17 protein-coding genes are annotated in these 15,702 nt (G+C 76.6%); 8 read left to right on the top strand and 9 right to left on the bottom strand.

What is annotated here, in order from left to right; all coding sequences use genetic code 11:
- Positions 1 to 355 precede the first annotated feature (355 nt).
- Complete coding sequence (locus ABT247_RS23355; protein WP_350745221.1) at positions 356 to 1,363, bottom strand: aldo/keto reductase; 1,008 nt, start codon at positions 1,361 to 1,363, stop codon at positions 356 to 358.
- 660 nt (positions 1,364 to 2,023) lie between these two features.
- Here ABT247_RS23355 and ABT247_RS23350 point away from each other — a divergent pair.
- The 3 genes from ABT247_RS23350 (at position 2,024) to ABT247_RS23340 (ending at position 4,878) form a co-directional block, all read left to right on the top strand.
- On the top strand, positions 2,024 to 2,572 hold the full coding sequence (locus tag ABT247_RS23350) for an XRE family transcriptional regulator (protein ID WP_350745218.1): 549 nt from the start codon (positions 2,024 to 2,026) through the stop codon (positions 2,570 to 2,572).
- A gap of 120 nt (positions 2,573 to 2,692) precedes the next feature.
- Positions 2,693 to 3,253 carry a ParH-like protein gene (locus tag ABT247_RS23345; RefSeq protein ID WP_350745215.1) on the top strand — a complete coding sequence of 187 codons (561 nt, stop codon included), beginning with the start codon at positions 2,693 to 2,695 and terminating at the stop codon, positions 3,251 to 3,253.
- Entirely contained in the window at positions 3,250 to 4,878 is a 1,629-nt protein-coding gene (locus ABT247_RS23340; RefSeq protein ID WP_350745212.1) for an MAB_1171c family putative transporter, read from the top strand. The genes ABT247_RS23345 and ABT247_RS23340 overlap by 4 nt, the downstream gene beginning before the upstream one ends.
- 234 nt (positions 4,879 to 5,112) lie before the next feature.
- Here ABT247_RS23340 and ABT247_RS33660 read toward each other — a convergent pair whose 3' ends face one another.
- The 4 genes from ABT247_RS33660 to ABT247_RS23325 all read right to left on the bottom strand — a co-directional run bounded on the left by ABT247_RS33660 (position 5,113) and on the right by ABT247_RS23325 (position 7,819).
- A complete protein-coding gene (locus tag ABT247_RS33660) occupies positions 5,113 to 5,214 on the bottom strand; it encodes a hypothetical protein (RefSeq protein WP_502892487.1) in 102 nt (33 codons plus the stop codon).
- 193 nt (positions 5,215 to 5,407) lie between these two features.
- Complete coding sequence (locus tag ABT247_RS23335; RefSeq protein ID WP_350745209.1) at positions 5,408 to 5,980, bottom strand: cupin domain-containing protein; 573 nt, start codon at positions 5,978 to 5,980, stop codon at positions 5,408 to 5,410.
- A gap of 147 nt (positions 5,981 to 6,127) precedes the next feature.
- Positions 6,128 to 6,688, bottom strand: a complete 561-nt coding sequence (locus ABT247_RS23330) for a DinB family protein (protein ID WP_350745206.1) — start codon at positions 6,686 to 6,688, stop codon at positions 6,128 to 6,130.
- Between the two features lie 150 nt (positions 6,689 to 6,838).
- Positions 6,839 to 7,819 (bottom strand): LysR family transcriptional regulator, encoded by a 981-nt coding sequence (locus tag ABT247_RS23325; protein WP_350745203.1) that lies wholly within the window; start codon positions 7,817 to 7,819, stop codon positions 6,839 to 6,841.
- Between the two features lie 65 nt (positions 7,820 to 7,884).
- Here ABT247_RS23325 and ABT247_RS23320 point away from each other — a divergent pair, with 65 nt between their 5' ends.
- Both ABT247_RS23320 and ABT247_RS23315 read left to right on the top strand, forming a co-directional pair.
- The gene (locus tag ABT247_RS23320; protein ID WP_350745201.1) at positions 7,885 to 8,679 is read left to right on the top strand and encodes an NAD(P)-dependent oxidoreductase; all 795 of its coding nucleotides are present in this window, start codon (positions 7,885 to 7,887) and stop codon (positions 8,677 to 8,679) included.
- Positions 8,680 to 9,049: 370 nt separating this feature from the next.
- Positions 9,050 to 9,913, top strand: a complete 864-nt coding sequence (locus ABT247_RS23315; RefSeq protein ID WP_350745198.1) for a BPL-N domain-containing protein — start codon at positions 9,050 to 9,052, stop codon at positions 9,911 to 9,913.
- Between the two features lie 558 nt (positions 9,914 to 10,471).
- Here ABT247_RS23315 and ABT247_RS23310 read toward each other — a convergent pair.
- Entirely contained in the window at positions 10,472 to 10,897 is a 426-nt protein-coding gene (locus ABT247_RS23310) for a VOC family protein (RefSeq protein ID WP_350745195.1), read from the bottom strand.
- A 5-nt stretch (positions 10,898 to 10,902) separates the two neighbouring features.
- On the bottom strand, positions 10,903 to 11,283 hold the full coding sequence (locus tag ABT247_RS23305) for a helix-turn-helix transcriptional regulator (protein WP_350745192.1): 381 nt from the start codon (positions 11,281 to 11,283) through the stop codon (positions 10,903 to 10,905).
- A 663-nt stretch (positions 11,284 to 11,946) separates the two neighbouring features.
- Here ABT247_RS23305 and ABT247_RS23300 point away from each other — a divergent pair.
- Genes ABT247_RS23300 through ABT247_RS23290 form a run of 3 tightly spaced genes read left to right on the top strand, consistent with a single transcriptional unit; the run spans position 11,947 to position 13,762 of the window.
- Entirely contained in the window at positions 11,947 to 12,426 is a 480-nt protein-coding gene (locus ABT247_RS23300) for a hypothetical protein (protein ID WP_350745189.1), read from the top strand.
- Positions 12,423 to 13,124, top strand: coding sequence for a SpoIIE family protein phosphatase (locus ABT247_RS23295; protein ID WP_350745223.1), 702 nt, complete (start codon positions 12,423 to 12,425; stop codon positions 13,122 to 13,124). Before ABT247_RS23300 ends, ABT247_RS23295 begins: the two co-directional genes overlap by 4 nt.
- 5 nt (positions 13,125 to 13,129) lie before the next feature.
- Entirely contained in the window at positions 13,130 to 13,762 is a 633-nt protein-coding gene (locus tag ABT247_RS23290; RefSeq protein WP_350745186.1) for a carbonic anhydrase, read from the top strand.
- 194 nt (positions 13,763 to 13,956) lie between these two features.
- Here the strand turns inward: ABT247_RS23290 and ABT247_RS23285 are convergent, their stop codons facing one another.
- On the bottom strand, positions 13,957 to 14,313 hold the full coding sequence (locus ABT247_RS23285) for a hypothetical protein (protein ID WP_350745184.1): 357 nt from the start codon (positions 14,311 to 14,313) through the stop codon (positions 13,957 to 13,959).
- Complete coding sequence (locus tag ABT247_RS23280; RefSeq protein WP_350745181.1) at positions 14,297 to 14,614, bottom strand: hypothetical protein; 318 nt, start codon at positions 14,612 to 14,614, stop codon at positions 14,297 to 14,299. Before ABT247_RS23280 ends, ABT247_RS23285 begins: the two co-directional genes overlap by 17 nt.
- Positions 14,615 to 15,702: the final 1,088 nt, after the last annotated feature.

The raw sequence follows: 15,702 nt of genomic DNA, 5'->3' as shown, positions 1-15,702 counted from the left end.
GCCGCACCGCTCCGGTGCGGCGGCGCGCACAGGACGTCGAACCCGCCGACATTCCACTCCCCCGCGCGGGGTCGGCTCGGACGGAAGCGGGTTCGCCGCCCCCGGCCGGCAGCAGCACCTGACGCCCGTTCGACACCCCCCACTCCCCCGCCCGCGCACAGGACGTCGACCCTGCCGACTTCCCACTCCACCCACCGCCTGCGCGAAGCGCGCGCGGATCCGGCGCCCGCTGGCGGCGGCGGCACAACGGCACACCTGCCCTGGCCCGGCCGCCGGGGAAGTCGGCCGGGCCGATGTCCTGCTGCGCCGCACGGCCGGGCAAAGGGGCCCCGGGGTGGGGGCCGGGGGCGGCCGGTCAGGCCCAGGGCAGGCAGGCCCGGGTGCGCCAGTACGTTTCGGCGGGCTCGGCCAGCGCGCCCAGGGCCGCCAGGTCCTCGGGGGTGAGGGATACCTCGGCCGCCGTCAGGTTGGAGGCGAGCTGGTCGAGGGTGGCGGCGCCGGACAGGACGATGTCGGCCCAGGGCTGGGCGGCGGCCGCGGCCAGGGCGAGGGCGTCGGGCGCGGCGGCCGTGCGGGCGGCGACGGTGCGCAGGGCGGCGGTGTCCGGCCCGGTGGCGTTGCGGCCGGCCAGGCGGCCGTTGGCCATCGCCTCCTTGACCACGACCAGCCGGCCCGCCGCGTGGGCCTCGCCGAGAGCGGGCGCGGCGGAGGTCTCCAGCAGGTTCCAGGTGGCCTGGACGGCGGTGAACAGCGGCCGGCCCTCCACCGTGACGTCCAGGGCCCGGCGGATGGTGTCGCCCTGGGCGGGGCCGCTGGTGGACAGCCCCACCCGCACGCCCTCGGCGGCCAGGGCCGCCAGGCGCCCGTGCAGGACGGGGTCGGTGAGGGCCGGGCTGTCGGGCACGACGGAGTGCACCAGGTAGACGTCCAGGTGGGAGCCCAGCAGGGCGCGGCTCTCGCGGATCTGGCGGTCGAACACCCGCGCCGAGTGCTCCTTGACCTCGTGGGCGGCGACCCCGCTGGTGCGCCAGCCGGCCGTGTAGGTGTAGCCCCACTTGCTGCCGACGGTCACCTGGGCCGCCGCCTCGGGCCGCGTGGCGAGCCACTGGGCGAGGAACTCCTCCGCGCGGCCGTAGGAACGGGCGGTGTCGAGGTAGCGCACGCCGGCCGCGAAGGCGGCGTCGAGGAGGGCGTGGGTGCGCTCGCGCAACGCCTCGACGGTGCGCTCGGCGGGCAGGTCGTCCGCGCGGCCGAGGTTGATGTAGCCGGGCCGGCCGACGGCCGCGGTGCCCAGCCCCACACGCGCGGGCAGCGAACGGGCGGCGGGAGCGGTGGCGGGGACGGGCTCGGGCTCGGTCGGCACGGCGGGATCTCCTCGGACGGGCTCGGGGTGCTCACCTGGGACTTTAGCGCCGCCCCGGGACCGTCCATCCAGCCCGGGTCACCGCTGCGCACCGGCGCCGGGGGCAGGCCCAACAGAGCGGATGCGCACGCTGCGCACCGGCGCCGGACGCCGCGAGCAGGAAGCAGGAAGCAGGAAGCAGCGAGCAGGGAGCAAGGAGCCGGGAGCCGGGAGCTGGGAGCTGGGAGCTGGGAGCGGGGAGCGGGGAGCGGGGAGCCGGGAGCGGGGAGCGGGGAGCGGGGAGCCGCGGCCTGGACTCCTCACGGCGCGCCACCTGCGCGGGCCGCGGCCCGAGGAGGGCGGCGGACGGCCCCGGAGGTGGATCAGAAGCGGGACCGGCGATGCGGGGCGAGCGCCGGGTGGCCGCACGTGGTCGGGGCCCCGCCGGTTCCGCCAAGGGGACTGCAGGGGAAGCTCCGTGAGGTGCTGTCAGTGGAGTCGGGCACGGCCCTGCGGGCCCGTGTCTCGGGGTGTCGGCCGACGCCCCGCGGGTCAACTGGTATCGATGGAGGGTACCTTCGGGTCCACGTCAGCTCATGGTGTTCGGTTATCGTGACCTGGCCGGCCCTGCCCGTGCGACGGGATCGCGAGGCGGAGGGCCCGGGGTGAGGAAGGTGGGGCATGGCGGAGTCGACGGGGGACGTCGTTCGGGTACGGCCGCAGGACGCGCACGGCGCGTCCGGGCAGCCGGGCGCATCGGGGGAGGCCGGCGCGTCCGGGGGGACGAGCGGATCCGGGGAGGCGGGCGGGTCCGGGGAGGCGACCGGGCTCTCGGCCCGGATCGAGGCGCTGTTCAACACCGTGCGCCGCCCGGACCGGGAGCAGTACACCAACGAGGAGGTGGCCCGGGCCTGCCGCGAGGCGACCGGGGAGTCCTTCTCCACCACCTACCTGTGGCAGTTGCGCACCGGGCGCCGGGACAACCCGACCAAGCGGCACCTGGAGGCGCTGGCCCAGTTCTTCCAGGTCCCGCCCGCCTACTTCTTCGACGAGCGGCAGGGCGCCGAGATCGCCAAGGAGCTGGCGCTGCTGGGCGCGCTGCGCGACGCGGGGGTGCGCAGCCTGGCGCTGCGGGCGGTGGGGCTGTCGCCGGAGGGTCTGGACACCGTCAGTGAGCTGGTGGACGTCATCGCCCGCCGGGACGCCTCACGCCGGCGCCCCTCCGTCTGAGGGGGCGGGAAGGGGGCACGGGCCCGCCCAGGGGGGCGGCGGTTGGGAGGGGAGCTTCGCGTGTGGGGTGGCGTGCGGCGTGGCCGGGGTTACCGGTCGGCGCTGCGGCGTTGCCGGCGGATGGCGCAGCGGCTGGAGCTGCCGTGTCCGTTCGATCCGGTGGTGCTGCTGGAGGAGTTGGCCGCGCGGCGCGGGCGGCCGATCGAGGTGCTGGAGGTGGCGGCCCGTCCGCATGTGCCGTGCGGGTTGCTGGTCTCCACCGACGAGGCGGACTACATCGTCTGTGCGGCGGACACCGGCGCGTTGCACCGCCGGCACATCCTGGTGCACGAGATCGCCCATCTGATGCTCGACCACACCGGTTCGGCGCCGTTGGAGCCGGCCGCCGTGCTGCTGCCGCACCTGTCCCCCGCGCTGGTGAACCGGGTGCTGGGGCGGACCCGTTACGACGAGCCGCAGGAACGCGAGGCGGAGCTGCTGGCCTCCCTGGTCCTGAGCCGGGCGGCGCGGGCGGAGGCGGCAGCCGGGCCGGCGGGCGGGCCCGCGCCGTCGCCCGGGACGCCCGGGACGCCGGGGGCGCCGGGGGTGCCGGGGGTTGTGGGGGCGCCGGGGGTTGTGGGGGGCCTGGACGCGCTCGGTGTGCTGCTGTCGGGCGAGGGGCCGCGGGCGGGGCGGGCGTGAGCGACCTGGCGCTGTACCCGGTCGGGCTGTTCTTCGTGGTCAGCGCCGCCCACTTCGCCCGCAGCCGGGTCAACCCGCGCGCCGCCGCCCGCTACACCTGGTACGGGACGGCGCTGCTGGGTGCCGCCCTGCTGGTGCTCGCCCCGCCGACCGTGGCGGCCGTGCAGGGCGCGGGCGTGCCGGCGTTGGCGGTGGCGGGGATCGTGCTGGGCGACGCCCTGCGGGACGGCGCGGCCGCGGCGATCCGGCTGCTCGCGCTGGCGCTGCGCACCACCGAACCGCTGCCGCGCCGCCCCCCGCGCACCGACACCGCCTCCACCCCCACCGAACGCTCCGCGGCCGGACGCGGCCCCGCCCACCGCGCCTGCGCCGAACACGCTCCCACCGAGCAGGCCCCCGCCAAGCGGGCCCCCAGCGAGCGGGCTCCCGCCGGGCGGGCTCCCACCGAGCAGGCCCTCAGCGAGCGGGCTCCCGCCGGGCGGGCCCTCAGCGAGCGGGCCCTCACCGGGCGGGCTCCCGCCGCACACGCGCCTGCGGCACGGGCCATCGCCGGTACCCGGGCCGGCCGGCCCGACCGGCGGGCCGTACGGTCCCGGCTGGCGCTGCTGGCGGCGGTGGTGGGCGCGCGGGTGGCGCTGATCGCAGTGGCCGCGCCGCGGCTGTCCGGTGACAGCCTGAGCGTGGCGCCCGCCCCGTCCGCGCGGGTGGCCCTCGCCGGGTACACCGCCGTCGGCATGGCCCACACCGCCCTGTGCCTGACCTCGCTGCTGCGCGAACTCCTGCGGCGCGTGCGCGCCGCCGGGCCCGCAGGGCCGGGAACCGGGTTGCGGCTGCTCGCCGGCGGTCTGGGCGCCGGGCTGCTGTGGAACGCCTGGAGCCTGGACGACGTGCTGCGCGCGGGCGCCACCGGCACCCAGAGCGGCCCCGAGGACACGCTGTGCGCCGTGCTGGGCGCGCTGTGCGCGGCGCTGATCGCGGCGGGCCTTGGCACCACGCTGTGGCCCGCCGCCGCGAGGGCCGTGCGCACCTGGCGGCGCGCCCACCGCCGCTACCGGGCGCTCGCCCCGCTGTGGCGGGACCTGCACACCGTGCTGCCCGAGATCGCCCTCGGCCCGGCCCGCCGGCTGCCGCTGCCCCCGCGGGACCCGCAGTTCGCGCTCTACCGGCGGATCATCGAGATCCACGACGCCCGGCTGATCCTGCGCCGGCACGCGGAGCCGCGCACCGAGCGGTGGCTGGAGCGCGCCACCCACCGCTTCCCGCCGTCCTGCCCCGCCCACGCCGCCGCCACCGCCGAGGCCGCGGCACTGGCCGCCGCCCTGGAACACGCCGCGGCCGGCACCCGGCCCCACCCCGCCACCGCACCGGCGGGCGCGCCAGCACCCCCGGCCCGCGACCGCCAAGCGCCCCGCGCCCTGGACGGCGAGGCCGACCACCTCGCCCACCTGGCCCGCGCCTACGCCACCTGCCCCGCCGTCGCCGAGGTCCGCGCCCAAGCCCGCCTCCAGGCCCGGGCCGCAGCCACAGCCGGGACGGGGACGGGGACGGGGCCGGGGACGGGGGCGGGGACGGGGGCGGGGGCGGGGGCGGACGGGCCGAGCGCCGCCGAGGACGTACTGCGGTGAACCGCCGTCACCGCCCACGCGGGCGGTGAACGCGGCACTACGGCTGCGATGCCCGTCCGTGGCGGCCCGGGCGCCTCGCCCGGCACTGAGGACCGGGGGCGCCATGGCGCGCCGCTGCCGCGCGCTGCGCCGGCGTCCCCGGTGAGCGGCTCGGCGCGGCCGGCCGCGCGCTCGCGGAGCATGGATGACGCCGGCGGTGCGAGGGGCACCGCCGGCGTCGTCACTCTCGGCCGTTCAGCACTGGGGGCGGCGGCCGTGGTTGGCCCCGCGCCTGGCCCGGGCCTTCTTCTTGCGGCGGCGCTTGGACGACATGGCGGCTCCTTCCGTGACGGTCACGACTCCTGCCAGGACCCCCGGTCTTCCACCGTTCCACACCCGGCCCGTCCCGGCCCGTCGAGCCGCCCCCGACCCCCGGAGCCCCGCCCCCCGGAGCCCCGGGCCCCGGAGCCCCGGGCCCGGAGCCGGGAGCAGGCCGAGGCCAGGGCGGGGCGGCCCTGTGGCCGGGGGGCGGGGGCCTTGCGGCCCGGGCTCAGGCTCCCGGGGCCAGGGCGGCGCGCCAGGCGGGGCTGTCGACGTAGTGGTTGTCGAAGCGCCCGGCGCAGGCGGCGATCTCGCCCGGGTCGCTCTCGCCGCGCATGACGCGAGAGAGCAGACGCAGGTAGTCGAAGCGGTCCATGCCGGTGGTGAACATGAACAGCACGTCGGCCTCGGCGCCGGGGGCGGCGGCGAAGGCGTGCGGGGTGTTGGGGGGCACGGCCAGGAAATCGCCCGCCTCCAGGTCGGTGACCTCCTCGCCGACCAGCACCCGCAGCGAGCCGCCGATCACGAAGAACAGCTCCCACGCGCGGGTGTGGAAGTGCGCGGGCGCACCGACCGCCCCTCGGGCGAAGGCGGAGCGGTAGACGGTGAAGCCGCCCTCGCCGGGGCCGGTCTCGGCGAGCAGGGTCATGGTGGCGCTCGGGTCGGCGCAGGTCTCGGCCGTGCCACCGCGGGCCAGGACCGGCACGGCAGCAGGAGCAGGAGCGGGGGCGGGAGCGGCGGCAGGAGCGGCGGCAGGAGCGGGGGCGGGGGCGGGGGCGGCGGGGGTGTTCGTCGTCGTCATGCGACCAGGCTAGGCGCGAAAAGACCCACCGATCAGGGGCAATCAGGCACCTGTTCGGTGGGTCAATTCCCATCCGCGCCGCCCCGCCCTGCGCCGTCCCGCGCCGCCCGGGCCGGCGTCGAGCCACGGCCCCAGCGGGCGGGTTCGCTACTGGCCCACCCGGCCGTCCACGCACTCGCGCAGCAGGTCGGCGTGCCCGCAGTGGCGGGCGTACTCCTCGACGCGGTGGACCAGCAGCTCGCGCACCGCGATGCCCCGGGCGCCGAGCCGGGTGCCCAGGTCGGGGTGCCGGGCGAGTGCGGCGTCGGTGGCGGCCTGTTCGCGTTCGAGGTCGCGCCAGGCGGCCTCGACCACCGCCGGGTCGGGCACCGCGCCGTCGAAGTCCGCGTCCCGCGCGCCGTACAGCCTGGGTTCCGGCTCGCCGTCGCTGATCCAGGCGCGCCAGCCGCGTTCCACCTCGGCCAGGTGGCGCACCAGGCCGAGCAGGGACATCGTCGAGGGCGGCACCGAGCGGCGGGCCAGCTGCGCGGCGTCCAGGCCCTCGCACTTCATCCGCAGGGTGAGGCGGTAGTTCCTCAGGTACTCCTTGAGGGTGGCGAGTTCGCCGTCCGGTGCGGTGCCCTCGCTGTCGCGGGGGTCGTCGCCCGGATCGGCCCACATGTCGGGGTAGACGCTCGCCTGGGTCCATCGTTCGGGTCGCTCGCTCATGCCCGGCATGCTCACCTACGGCCAGGCCCGCGCGCCACCGGGTTACCGCCCGCCCGCGGCCGCAGTCCGCCCCGCCCGGGCCGCCTGCCCGCCCGTCCGTCCGCCTGCCCGTCCGTCCACCTGCCCGCCCGTCCGGCCGTCCGGCCGCCGTCATCTGTCCGCGGTCGGCCTCAACTCCCGCGCCTGCTCCCGCAGGTGGCGCAGGAAGGCCGTGACCGCCGGTGCCGGGCGCTGTCCTCGGCGGGTGGCGGTGTGGACGCGGCGCACCGGGGTGTCGTGGGGGTGCAGGGGCACCAGGGCGATGTCGGGGCGGGCGGCGCGGGCGGCCAGGGAGGGGATGAGGGTGGGGCCCATGCCGGCGGCGACCAGGCCGAGTTTGGCGGTCCAGGCGCCGACGGTGTACTCGATCCGGGGCTTGAAGCCGCTGTGCAGGCAGGCCGCGAGCAGGGTGGACTCGGGGTCGCGGCGGGCGGCGATCCAGGGCTCGCCGGCGAGTTCGGCCAGTCGCAGGCGGCGCCGGCGGGCGAGGCGGTGGGTGCGCGGGAGGGCGACGAGCACCAGGTCGTCCATCAGCGGCCGCAGGTCGAACTGCTCGGTGTCCCAGGCGGTTTCGGGGACCGGCCCGGCCCCGGGGGCAGCCCCCGGGGCGGGGGCAGCCCCGGAGGCGGGGAAAGGGGCGGTGGTGGGGGCGGCGAGGACGGCGAGGTCGATGGCACCGTCGGCGAGTTGGTCGAGCAGGCGGGCGGAGAGTCCTTCGGTGAGGCCGATCTCCACCTGCGGGTGGGCGGCGTTAAAGGCCGCGAGTGCGCGGGGGACGAGTTCGGCGTTGGCGCTGTCGAAGGCGCCCACGCGCAGCCGTCCGGCGCTCAGGTCGGTGAGGGCGGCGAGGTCGCGGCGGGTGGTGTCCAGGCGTTCCAGCAGCGCCTCGGCGTGCGGGAGCAGGGTGCGGCCGTGCTCGGTCAGCCGCACGCCGCGGGCCAGGCGGTCGAACAGCGGGGTGCCCAACTCGCTTTCCAGAGTGGCGATCTGGCGGGAGATCGCGGACTGGGTGAAGCCGAGGCGCTCGCCGGCGGCGGTGAAGGAGCCCAGGTGTGCGACGGTGCGGAAGACGTCCAGCCAAGCCATGTCCATTGCGCATGGGTACCATGCCGGACATTCGTTTGTCGCCTGACTGCGGGCTGCCTAGCGTGGTGGCCATGCAGACGATGGAGAAGATCGCTTTTCTGGGGCTGGGCCGGATGGGACGGCCGATGGCCCGTCGCCTCGCCGCCGCCGGTTACCCGTTGACCGTCTGGAACCGCTCGCCGGGCCGGGCCGAGGGCCTCGTCGAGGCCGCGGACCCGGCCGCGGCGGTGGCCGGGGCGGACGTCGTGGTCACCATGCTGTCCGACCCGCAGGCCCTGGCGCAGGTCGCCGCCCGTATCCGGGCCGCGCTGGCCCCGGGCGCGCTGTGGATCGACATGTCCTCCGTCGGCCCGCGGGCGGTGGCCGAGCTGGGTGCGGAGCTGCCGCCGGGCGTCGCCCTGGTGGACGCCCCGGTGATGGGCAGTGTGGGCCCGGCCGCCGAGGGGAGCCTGACGGTGTACGCGGGCGGGCGGGACGCCGACCTGGAGCGCGCCGTGCCCGTGCTGGAGCACCTGGGGCGGGTACGGCGCTGCGGCGGCCCGGGCTCGGGGGCGGCGCTGAAGGCGGTGGTGATCGGCGCGATCGTGGCCTCGGTCACGGTGGTGGGCGAAGTGCTGGCGGTGGCCCGGGAGTTGGGTGTGCCGCAGGAGGCCGCCGTGCAGGCGCTGGCGTCCGGGCCGCTCGCGGGGGTGGTGGCCCGGGCGCGCAGCACGGACGCGGACTTCCCCGTGCGCCTGGCCGCGAAGGACCTGGCGCTGGCCGGGGGCGGGCCGGTGCTGTCGGCGGCCCGCGAGGTGCTGCTGGCCCATCCCTCGATCGCGGAGCGGGACCTGTCGGCGGTGGTGACGGCGCTTCAGGGCGGCTAGCCCCCACCCCGCCCCACCGCCCCCGGCCCGCCGCCGCGACCCCCCGGCCCCCGCCCCGGCCCGCCGCCGCGACCCCCCGGCCCCCGGACTCCCGGCCCCCGGCTCCCGGCCCCCGGCTCCCGGCTCCCAGGCCCCGGACCCCGGACCCCGGCCCACGCCTCCCCCACCCCGGCCCGCCGCCGCGACCCCCGGCTCCCGGACCCCGGCCCACGCCTGCCCCGCCCCGGTTTCCGGCCGCCGGTGCGGCCGGGTGGTCAACGTGCCGCGGCGGCATGTCACCCGATCAGGCGGGGCGGGTGTGCGCCGGGGCGCCGGCGGGCCGTAGCTTCGTGGCGGCGTGCGGGCGCGGGGTCCGGGGAGGGGCGGCAGGGTGCGGGTCAGGTGGGCCGGGGTGCGGCGCGGTGCGGCGGCGCTGGCGGTGGCGGTGGCGGTGCTGGTGGCCTCGGCCTGCGGGGCGCCGCTGGAGGCGGCCGGTGACGCCGCCGGCGCAGCGGCGGGCGCCGGCGGCGGTGCCGGGGCGGGCGGGAGCGCGGGGTCGGACCGCGGTTCGCTCGCCCTGGTCTACCGGGGGCCGGCGGCGTGCGAGGGCTGCGCGGAGGCGGCGCACGACATGCTGGAGCACGACGGCTTCACGGTGCGCTACATCGGGCCGAAGGAGCGGATGCGTTTCGGCCCGGGCGCGTTCGCGTCCGCCGCCCTGTACGTGCAGCCGGGCGGCACCGACGGCCAGGAGGTGAGCACCGCCTGGGGCCTGCTCGAAAGCGACGCGGGCTTCTCCGCGGAGCTGGTGCGCGCCTACGTGCGCGGCGGCGGGCGCTACCTGGGCCTGTGCATGGGCGGCTACCTGGCCGGCGAGGACCCGGGCTACGGCCTCCTGCCGGGCGATTCCGGCCAGTACATCCGCTCCCCGGGCGCGGCCGTCACCGACGAGCGGGACCACCTGGTGGACGTCGACTGGCGCGGGCGGGGGCTGCGGATGTACTTCCAGGACGGCCCGTACTTCGACGTGCAGGGACCGGACGTGCAGGTGCTGGCCCGCTACACCAACGGCCGCGCCGCCGCCGTGGTCGCCGCCTACGGCGCGGGCCGGGTGGCGGTCAGCGGCCCCCACCCGGAGGCGCCCTCGGCGTGGTACCGCGACTACGACCTGGCCGACGAGTCGGCCACCGGACTGGGCCTGGGCGAGGACCTCCTGCACACCCTGATGGCCACCCCACCGCACCCCACCCCCTGACCCGCGATCCCCTGCCCCAACCGCCCGCCCGACCCGCGACCCCCGACTCAGCCGCCCCTGACCCGCGACCCCGCGCCCCGAGTCCGTCCCCGGCGCAGCCCCCGGCCCCCGCGCTCCCGCCCGGCCCCGCACTAGTGCACCCGGGCGCGGCCGCCGGCCTGCGCGAAAGCCCGCCCCGGCGGCCACCACCGACATCCTCATCTGCGGCGCCGGCATCGCCGGCCGATGACGTCGCCCTGCTCCGCCGCCGCTTCCAGCTCGGCCACCGATTCGGCCGTGGGCCGTCCACCTGAGCCCAGCGGCAGCCGCTGTTCGGGGATCTCCGCGTCAGGGCGCAGACGACGGCGCAACCAACTCCACATCAGAATCAACCTCCGTGCTACAGCCGGGCTGATGCTCAGCAGGCGGTGACGGGGGACATCTCCCACCCGCCGATCATTCCAGCCCCCAACCCGGGCGCATCGCGCCGGTTCCAGGTTGCGCAGCGGCCCTGCTCAGCCGTCGTCCACGCCGTCCTGATCGGCCCGAACACCCCTTACGAACGTGCGCGGAGCAGCACTAGGCGCCCGTGCCGCCGCGCGGCTGGTTGAAGCGCAGCATGTTGCCCGCCGGGTCGCGGAAGGCGCAGTCGCGCACGCCGTAGGGCTGGTCCATCGGTTCCTGGAGCACTTCGGCGCCGGCGGCGCGGATGCGTTCGAAGGTGGCGTCGCAGTCGTCGGTGCGGAAGATGACACCGCGCAGCAGGCCCTTGGCGAGCAGTTCGGCGGCGGCGCGGCGGTCGTCCTCGGAGGCGTGGGGGTCGGCCAGCGGGGGTTCCAGGACGATCTCCACGCCGGGCTGGTCGGGGGAACCGACCGTCACCCAGCGCATCCCCTCGAAGCCGACGTCGTTGCGCACCTCGAAGCCCAGGACGTCCCGGTAGAAGGCAAGGGCCGCGTCGTGGTCGTCGACGGCGATGAAGCACTGTGCGAGTTCGATGCTCATGGCGCTCACGCTACGGGAGGGGGCCCGTCCTTGGCCTGGGCGCGGCGCACGGGACGGGTGCGGATCTTGGCGATGCAGGCGGGGATGGGCTCTCCGTCGCGGTGGTCGCGGGCGCGGTAGGCGCTGGGGCTTTCGCCGACCAGTTCGGTGAAACGGGTGCTGAAGGAGCCCAGCGAGGTGCAGCCCACCGCCATGCACACCTCGGTGACGCTCAGGTCCCCGCGCCGCAGCAACGCCTTGGCACGCTCGATCCGGCGGGTCATGAGATAGCTGTAGGGGGTCTCCCCGTAGGCGGCACGGAAGCTGCGGGAGAAGTGTCCGGGCGACATCAACGCGGTACGGGCCAGCTGGGGCACATCCAGCGGCTGGTCGTAGTCGCGGTCCATCCGGTCACGGGCACGACGCAGACGGGCCAGGTCAGCCAGCGACACCCGTGGCGGGCGGGCGGAGGAAGCGGAGGGCGGCGGGAAGGACACACCCGCCACGGTACCCACTGACACCCACGGGCGCCGTCCTCCCCCGCGCGGCACACCGGCGTTACCGCGTGCACGGTGCCTCCCAGGACCCTGAAGGAAGACCGCCGGGCAACGGACAAAAAGGCGACGGCATGGACCAAGCGGACGGGCCGGACCAGGCGGACCAGGCGGACGGCATGGACCAAGCGGACGGGGCCGGACCAGGCGGACCAGGCGGACGGGGTGGGTGGGGCGGGGCGGTGGCGGTGGGGATGCTCGCGGCCACCGGCGCGGTACTGCCGGGGCAGGCGGCCAGTGGGAGCAGCTCCCGCCTGCTGCTGCCGGTGTTCCCGCCGGGGTGGACGGGGCAGGCGGGGCGGATAAGGCGGACGGCGTGGCCGGGGCGGACGGGGTGGCCGGGGCGGAGCGGCGTGCCCCGGGCGGCGGGGCGGTGGCAGTGGGGGTGCTCGCGGCCACCGGCGCGGTACTACTGGGACAGGCGGCCAGTGGGAGCAGCTCCCGCCTGCTGCTGCCGGTGTTCCCGCCGGGACGGGCGGGGCGGACCAGGCGGACCAGGCGGACGGCCTGGACGGCGTGGACGAGGCGGCCGGGATGGGCGGTGGTGGGGCGGGGCGGCGTGCCCCGGGCGGCGGGGCGGTGGTGGTGGGGGTGCTCGCGGCCACCGGCGCGGTACTGCCGGGGCAGGCGGCCAGTGGGAGTAGCTCCCGCCTGGTGCTGCTGCCGGTGTTCCCGCCGGCGTTGCCGGCGGGGCTGGGCACGGTCGCGCAGACAGTGGCCGTGTCGGTGTGGGTGACGGGGGTGGTGGTCCACTCGGTGCTGCACCCGCCTCCCGACCTGCCGGCGCGGCTGGGGACCCTGGGGGGCGTGGTCGCCGCGCAGACCGCGGTGGTGGCACGGTGCGCACGGCGGGTGCGCCGTGAGCGGGAGCTGTCCCGGGCACGTCACAGCGCGGTGGCCCTGCACCGGCAGCTGCTGCGCCCCCTGCCGGCGCGCACCGCACAGGTGGAACTGTTCGGGGTGCACCGGCCGGAGGAGCAGGACGCCACGCCCTGATCGGCGGGCACCTGTACGACATCGCGCAGACCCCGCACGGCACCCGGGCCCCGGCCGGGGACGCACAGGGCAAGGGCCTGCCCGCGATCGGCACCGGCGTCGCCGTGCTGAGCGCCGTCCGGGAAACGGTCTCCCGCGAGACCGGACCGGCGAACGTCGCCCAGGCACTGAACGCGGCCGTGGAACGCTACAACACCTACCCCGTCCAGACCGGGCAGAGGGAGCGCTTCGTCACCGCGACAGTGCCGTACGTGCAGGACGGCCCGCAGATAGCCGCCGACAACTGCGAACACCCCACGCCCCCCGCCGCGCCACGACGACGGACGAGTCCAGGCGGTCGGCCTGCGCGCGGGCATCCCCCCGGGCCTTGCGGCACCGAGCGGCCAGCCGCCCACCGAGCAGCGTCTCCCATGACACGCAGACGCCCTACCGGTCCTGCCCCCTGGCACGCAGACGCCGTACCGGTCCCGCTGACCGACGGCACCACCGAAGCCCAGGACACCCACGACGCCTTCCACCCCTCCCAGCAAGCACCGACCCACCTCGCCGCCCAACCGGCCACCGCCCTCCCCGAAGCACCGGAACGAGGAGCCCGGCAGCGGGACAAAAGACGCAACCGCGACGACGTCACAGCCCTGGCACCGACCCGGACGAAGACGCCCCCGGCTGCGGAGCCACTCGACGGCGATCTAGGGTGACAGGCATGATCTCCACTCCCATAACCGAACCGGTGTCCGATCCCGCCGAGGCGCTGCGGGTGATGTTGGAGGGCAACGCCCGTTTCGTCGCCGGCCGCCCCGAGCACCCCAACCAGGACGCCGGACGCCGAGCCGCACTCGCACCCGCACAGAAGCCCTTCGCCGTGCTGTTCGGCTGCTCGGACTCCCGACTCGCCGCCGAGATCATCTTCGACCGCGGACTGGGCGACCTGTTCGTGGTCCGCACCGCCGGCCACGTCACCGGCGCCGAAGCACTGGGCAGCATCGAATACGGAGTCGAAGTCCTGGGCTGCCCCCTGGTCGTGGTCCTGGGCCACGACTCCTGCGGAGCCGTGGCCGCGGCCGTGGAATCCCTGGAACAAGGACGCCTGCCCGGCGGCTTCGTACGCGACGTCGTCGAACGCGTCACCCCCAGCGTCCTGTCCGCCCGAGCAGCAGGCATCGAAGACCGAGACGCCATCGTCGACGAACACATCCGCCAAACCGTCGACCTCCTCCTCGAACGCTCCCAAACACTGGCCGCACGCGTGACCGAAGGCCGAGCAGCCGTCGTAGGCCTGTCCTACCGACTCCACGACGGCCACGCCCGCACCATCGCCACCCGCGGCCTCAACTAACCCACCCCCACCCCCGCCACGCGCCCCGCCCCGCCGCCCCCGGTAAACCCCCCGCAGCGGCGCAGCGGCGCGGCGGGGCCCGACAGGCCCGGGCCGCTCACCGCCCGGCCCCGCCGACGGCGCGCCGCCCCCAGCCCTGCCGTCTCCGGTGGGCCCCGGGAGCGGCGCGGCAGGGCCGGGCGGGGCCGGGCCGCTCACCGGCCGGTGCCGCGCTCGCGTGTCCTGCGCTGCACGTCCATCAGCATGGCCAGCGCCTCGGGACGGACAGTGCCACCCCCACCCCCACCACTGCCACAGCTGCTGCCGCTGCCCGGGCCACCGCCGTCCAGATCACCGTCCAGGCCGCCGTCCAGGTCGTCGTCGGTGGGCTGCGGGTTCCGCCGTGCCAGCGGGAGCAGGTCGTCGCAGCGGGGGTCGGGGACGATCTTGTGCCACCCGTCGGAGAAGTGCCCCTGCGGCATCCGCCCGCCGTACTCCTGCCAGACGGTGACACCGCCGGCGTCGAGCACCGGATGCCCGGTGACCTCGTAACGCTCACAACGCCCGGCCAAAGCACCCCTTCAGGAGCTTCCCCGCCTCGCGGTCGCCGAAAGTGAACGCCTTCAGCTTCCCCACCGTCCAGTAATTGAACGCCCCGGCGAAGAACTCGCACGGCAGGCGGAAGCAGGCATCCAGTCCCGAGTCGACGCCGACGCCGTCCATGACCTGCCGCCGCACACGCCGCCAGTGCGGCCGGAGGCCCTTGAAACCGCAGGCCTCGTCCACGACGCGCCCGAACCCGCGGACGACGACACCGCTGGGCATCCCGGCACCGGAGCCGACGAGAAGCCTGCACACATCAGGCCAGTACATGCCAGGCACGCATACCGCCGGCACGCTACCTCCCACCGGCCGCACCCCCGCAAGATCGAAACCACCCGGCAACTCGGCGACCGCGCGCGGACCGACGCCGACCCCGCCACCCGAAACGGCTCCGAGGCAGCCCCAGAGACCCTGTCGAACACCCCCGGCGGCACCCACCCCAGCTCCTCCACGGCCACCTCCGCCACACCCGGACCGTCCACGACATCCACACCCGAAGGAACCCAGCCAGCCACCGGCAGCCCCACAAGCGCGGCACACCAGGACACACGCAGAGCACCGCCGGTTGAACGTATGGGCGGTGCGTCCAGGCGACCACCGACCCGGGCGAGCGATCGCGCGGCCTGGACGGCGCCGCCGAAACGACCGCGCGCCAGCGCCACGTCCCAGCCGGCCGCAGGCCACCCCGACCTGGCAAGCGCACCACCCCCGTCCCCACCACCAGGAGAACAGGGCGCGCAGGAAGGGTTGCCGGAATTACTCGGGACCTTGGTGGTCCCCTTGAGCTGCGCAGATGTCCCCTCGGAGGCCGAGCAGGGGTGCCGGCATCAGGAAGCTGCATCAGGAGCTGCATCAAGAGGTGCAGCAGGAGCCACATCGGGAGCTACATCAGGAGCCGCCCCAAGGCCCGGCACAGGCCGTTCCCCAGCCGTGCGAGGCCACACCGCACCGGAAGACCAAAGACAGCACGCCAGGAGCCGGTGGCGCCCCGTCAAGGACCGCCCGGTGCCGGTCAGCGGTTCCACCGCAGGCGCGCCGCAGCGGCACCACCGGGGCCAGCGGCCGGTCATCGTCGGCCTCGGCGGCGTCGTGCCCGGTCCTGCCGTGCTCGGCGGCCGCCAGGACGGCCGGCTCCGGCGAGCGGGGCTTGGCGTGCCGGGGCGACCCGCTCGCCCGCGAGCACACGACCGCCGTACCGCAGCCACCGCAGGTACAGACCCGCGGCACCTCACCGCGAGAACGCCGATGCTCCCCCGACCCCCCCTCCCCCGCCCACCTCATGCCGTACCCAACCACCCGCCGGACCACAGCGGCACACGCCCGCAAGCAGCGGCCGGCCTCCGCCGCGCGCTCACCAA

The organism is Kitasatospora sp. NPDC001539 (genome assembly GCF_040298565.1).
Taxonomy (GTDB): domain Bacteria; phylum Actinomycetota; class Actinomycetes; order Streptomycetales; family Streptomycetaceae; genus Kitasatospora.
This window is presented reverse-complemented; position numbering and strand designations above follow the sequence as displayed.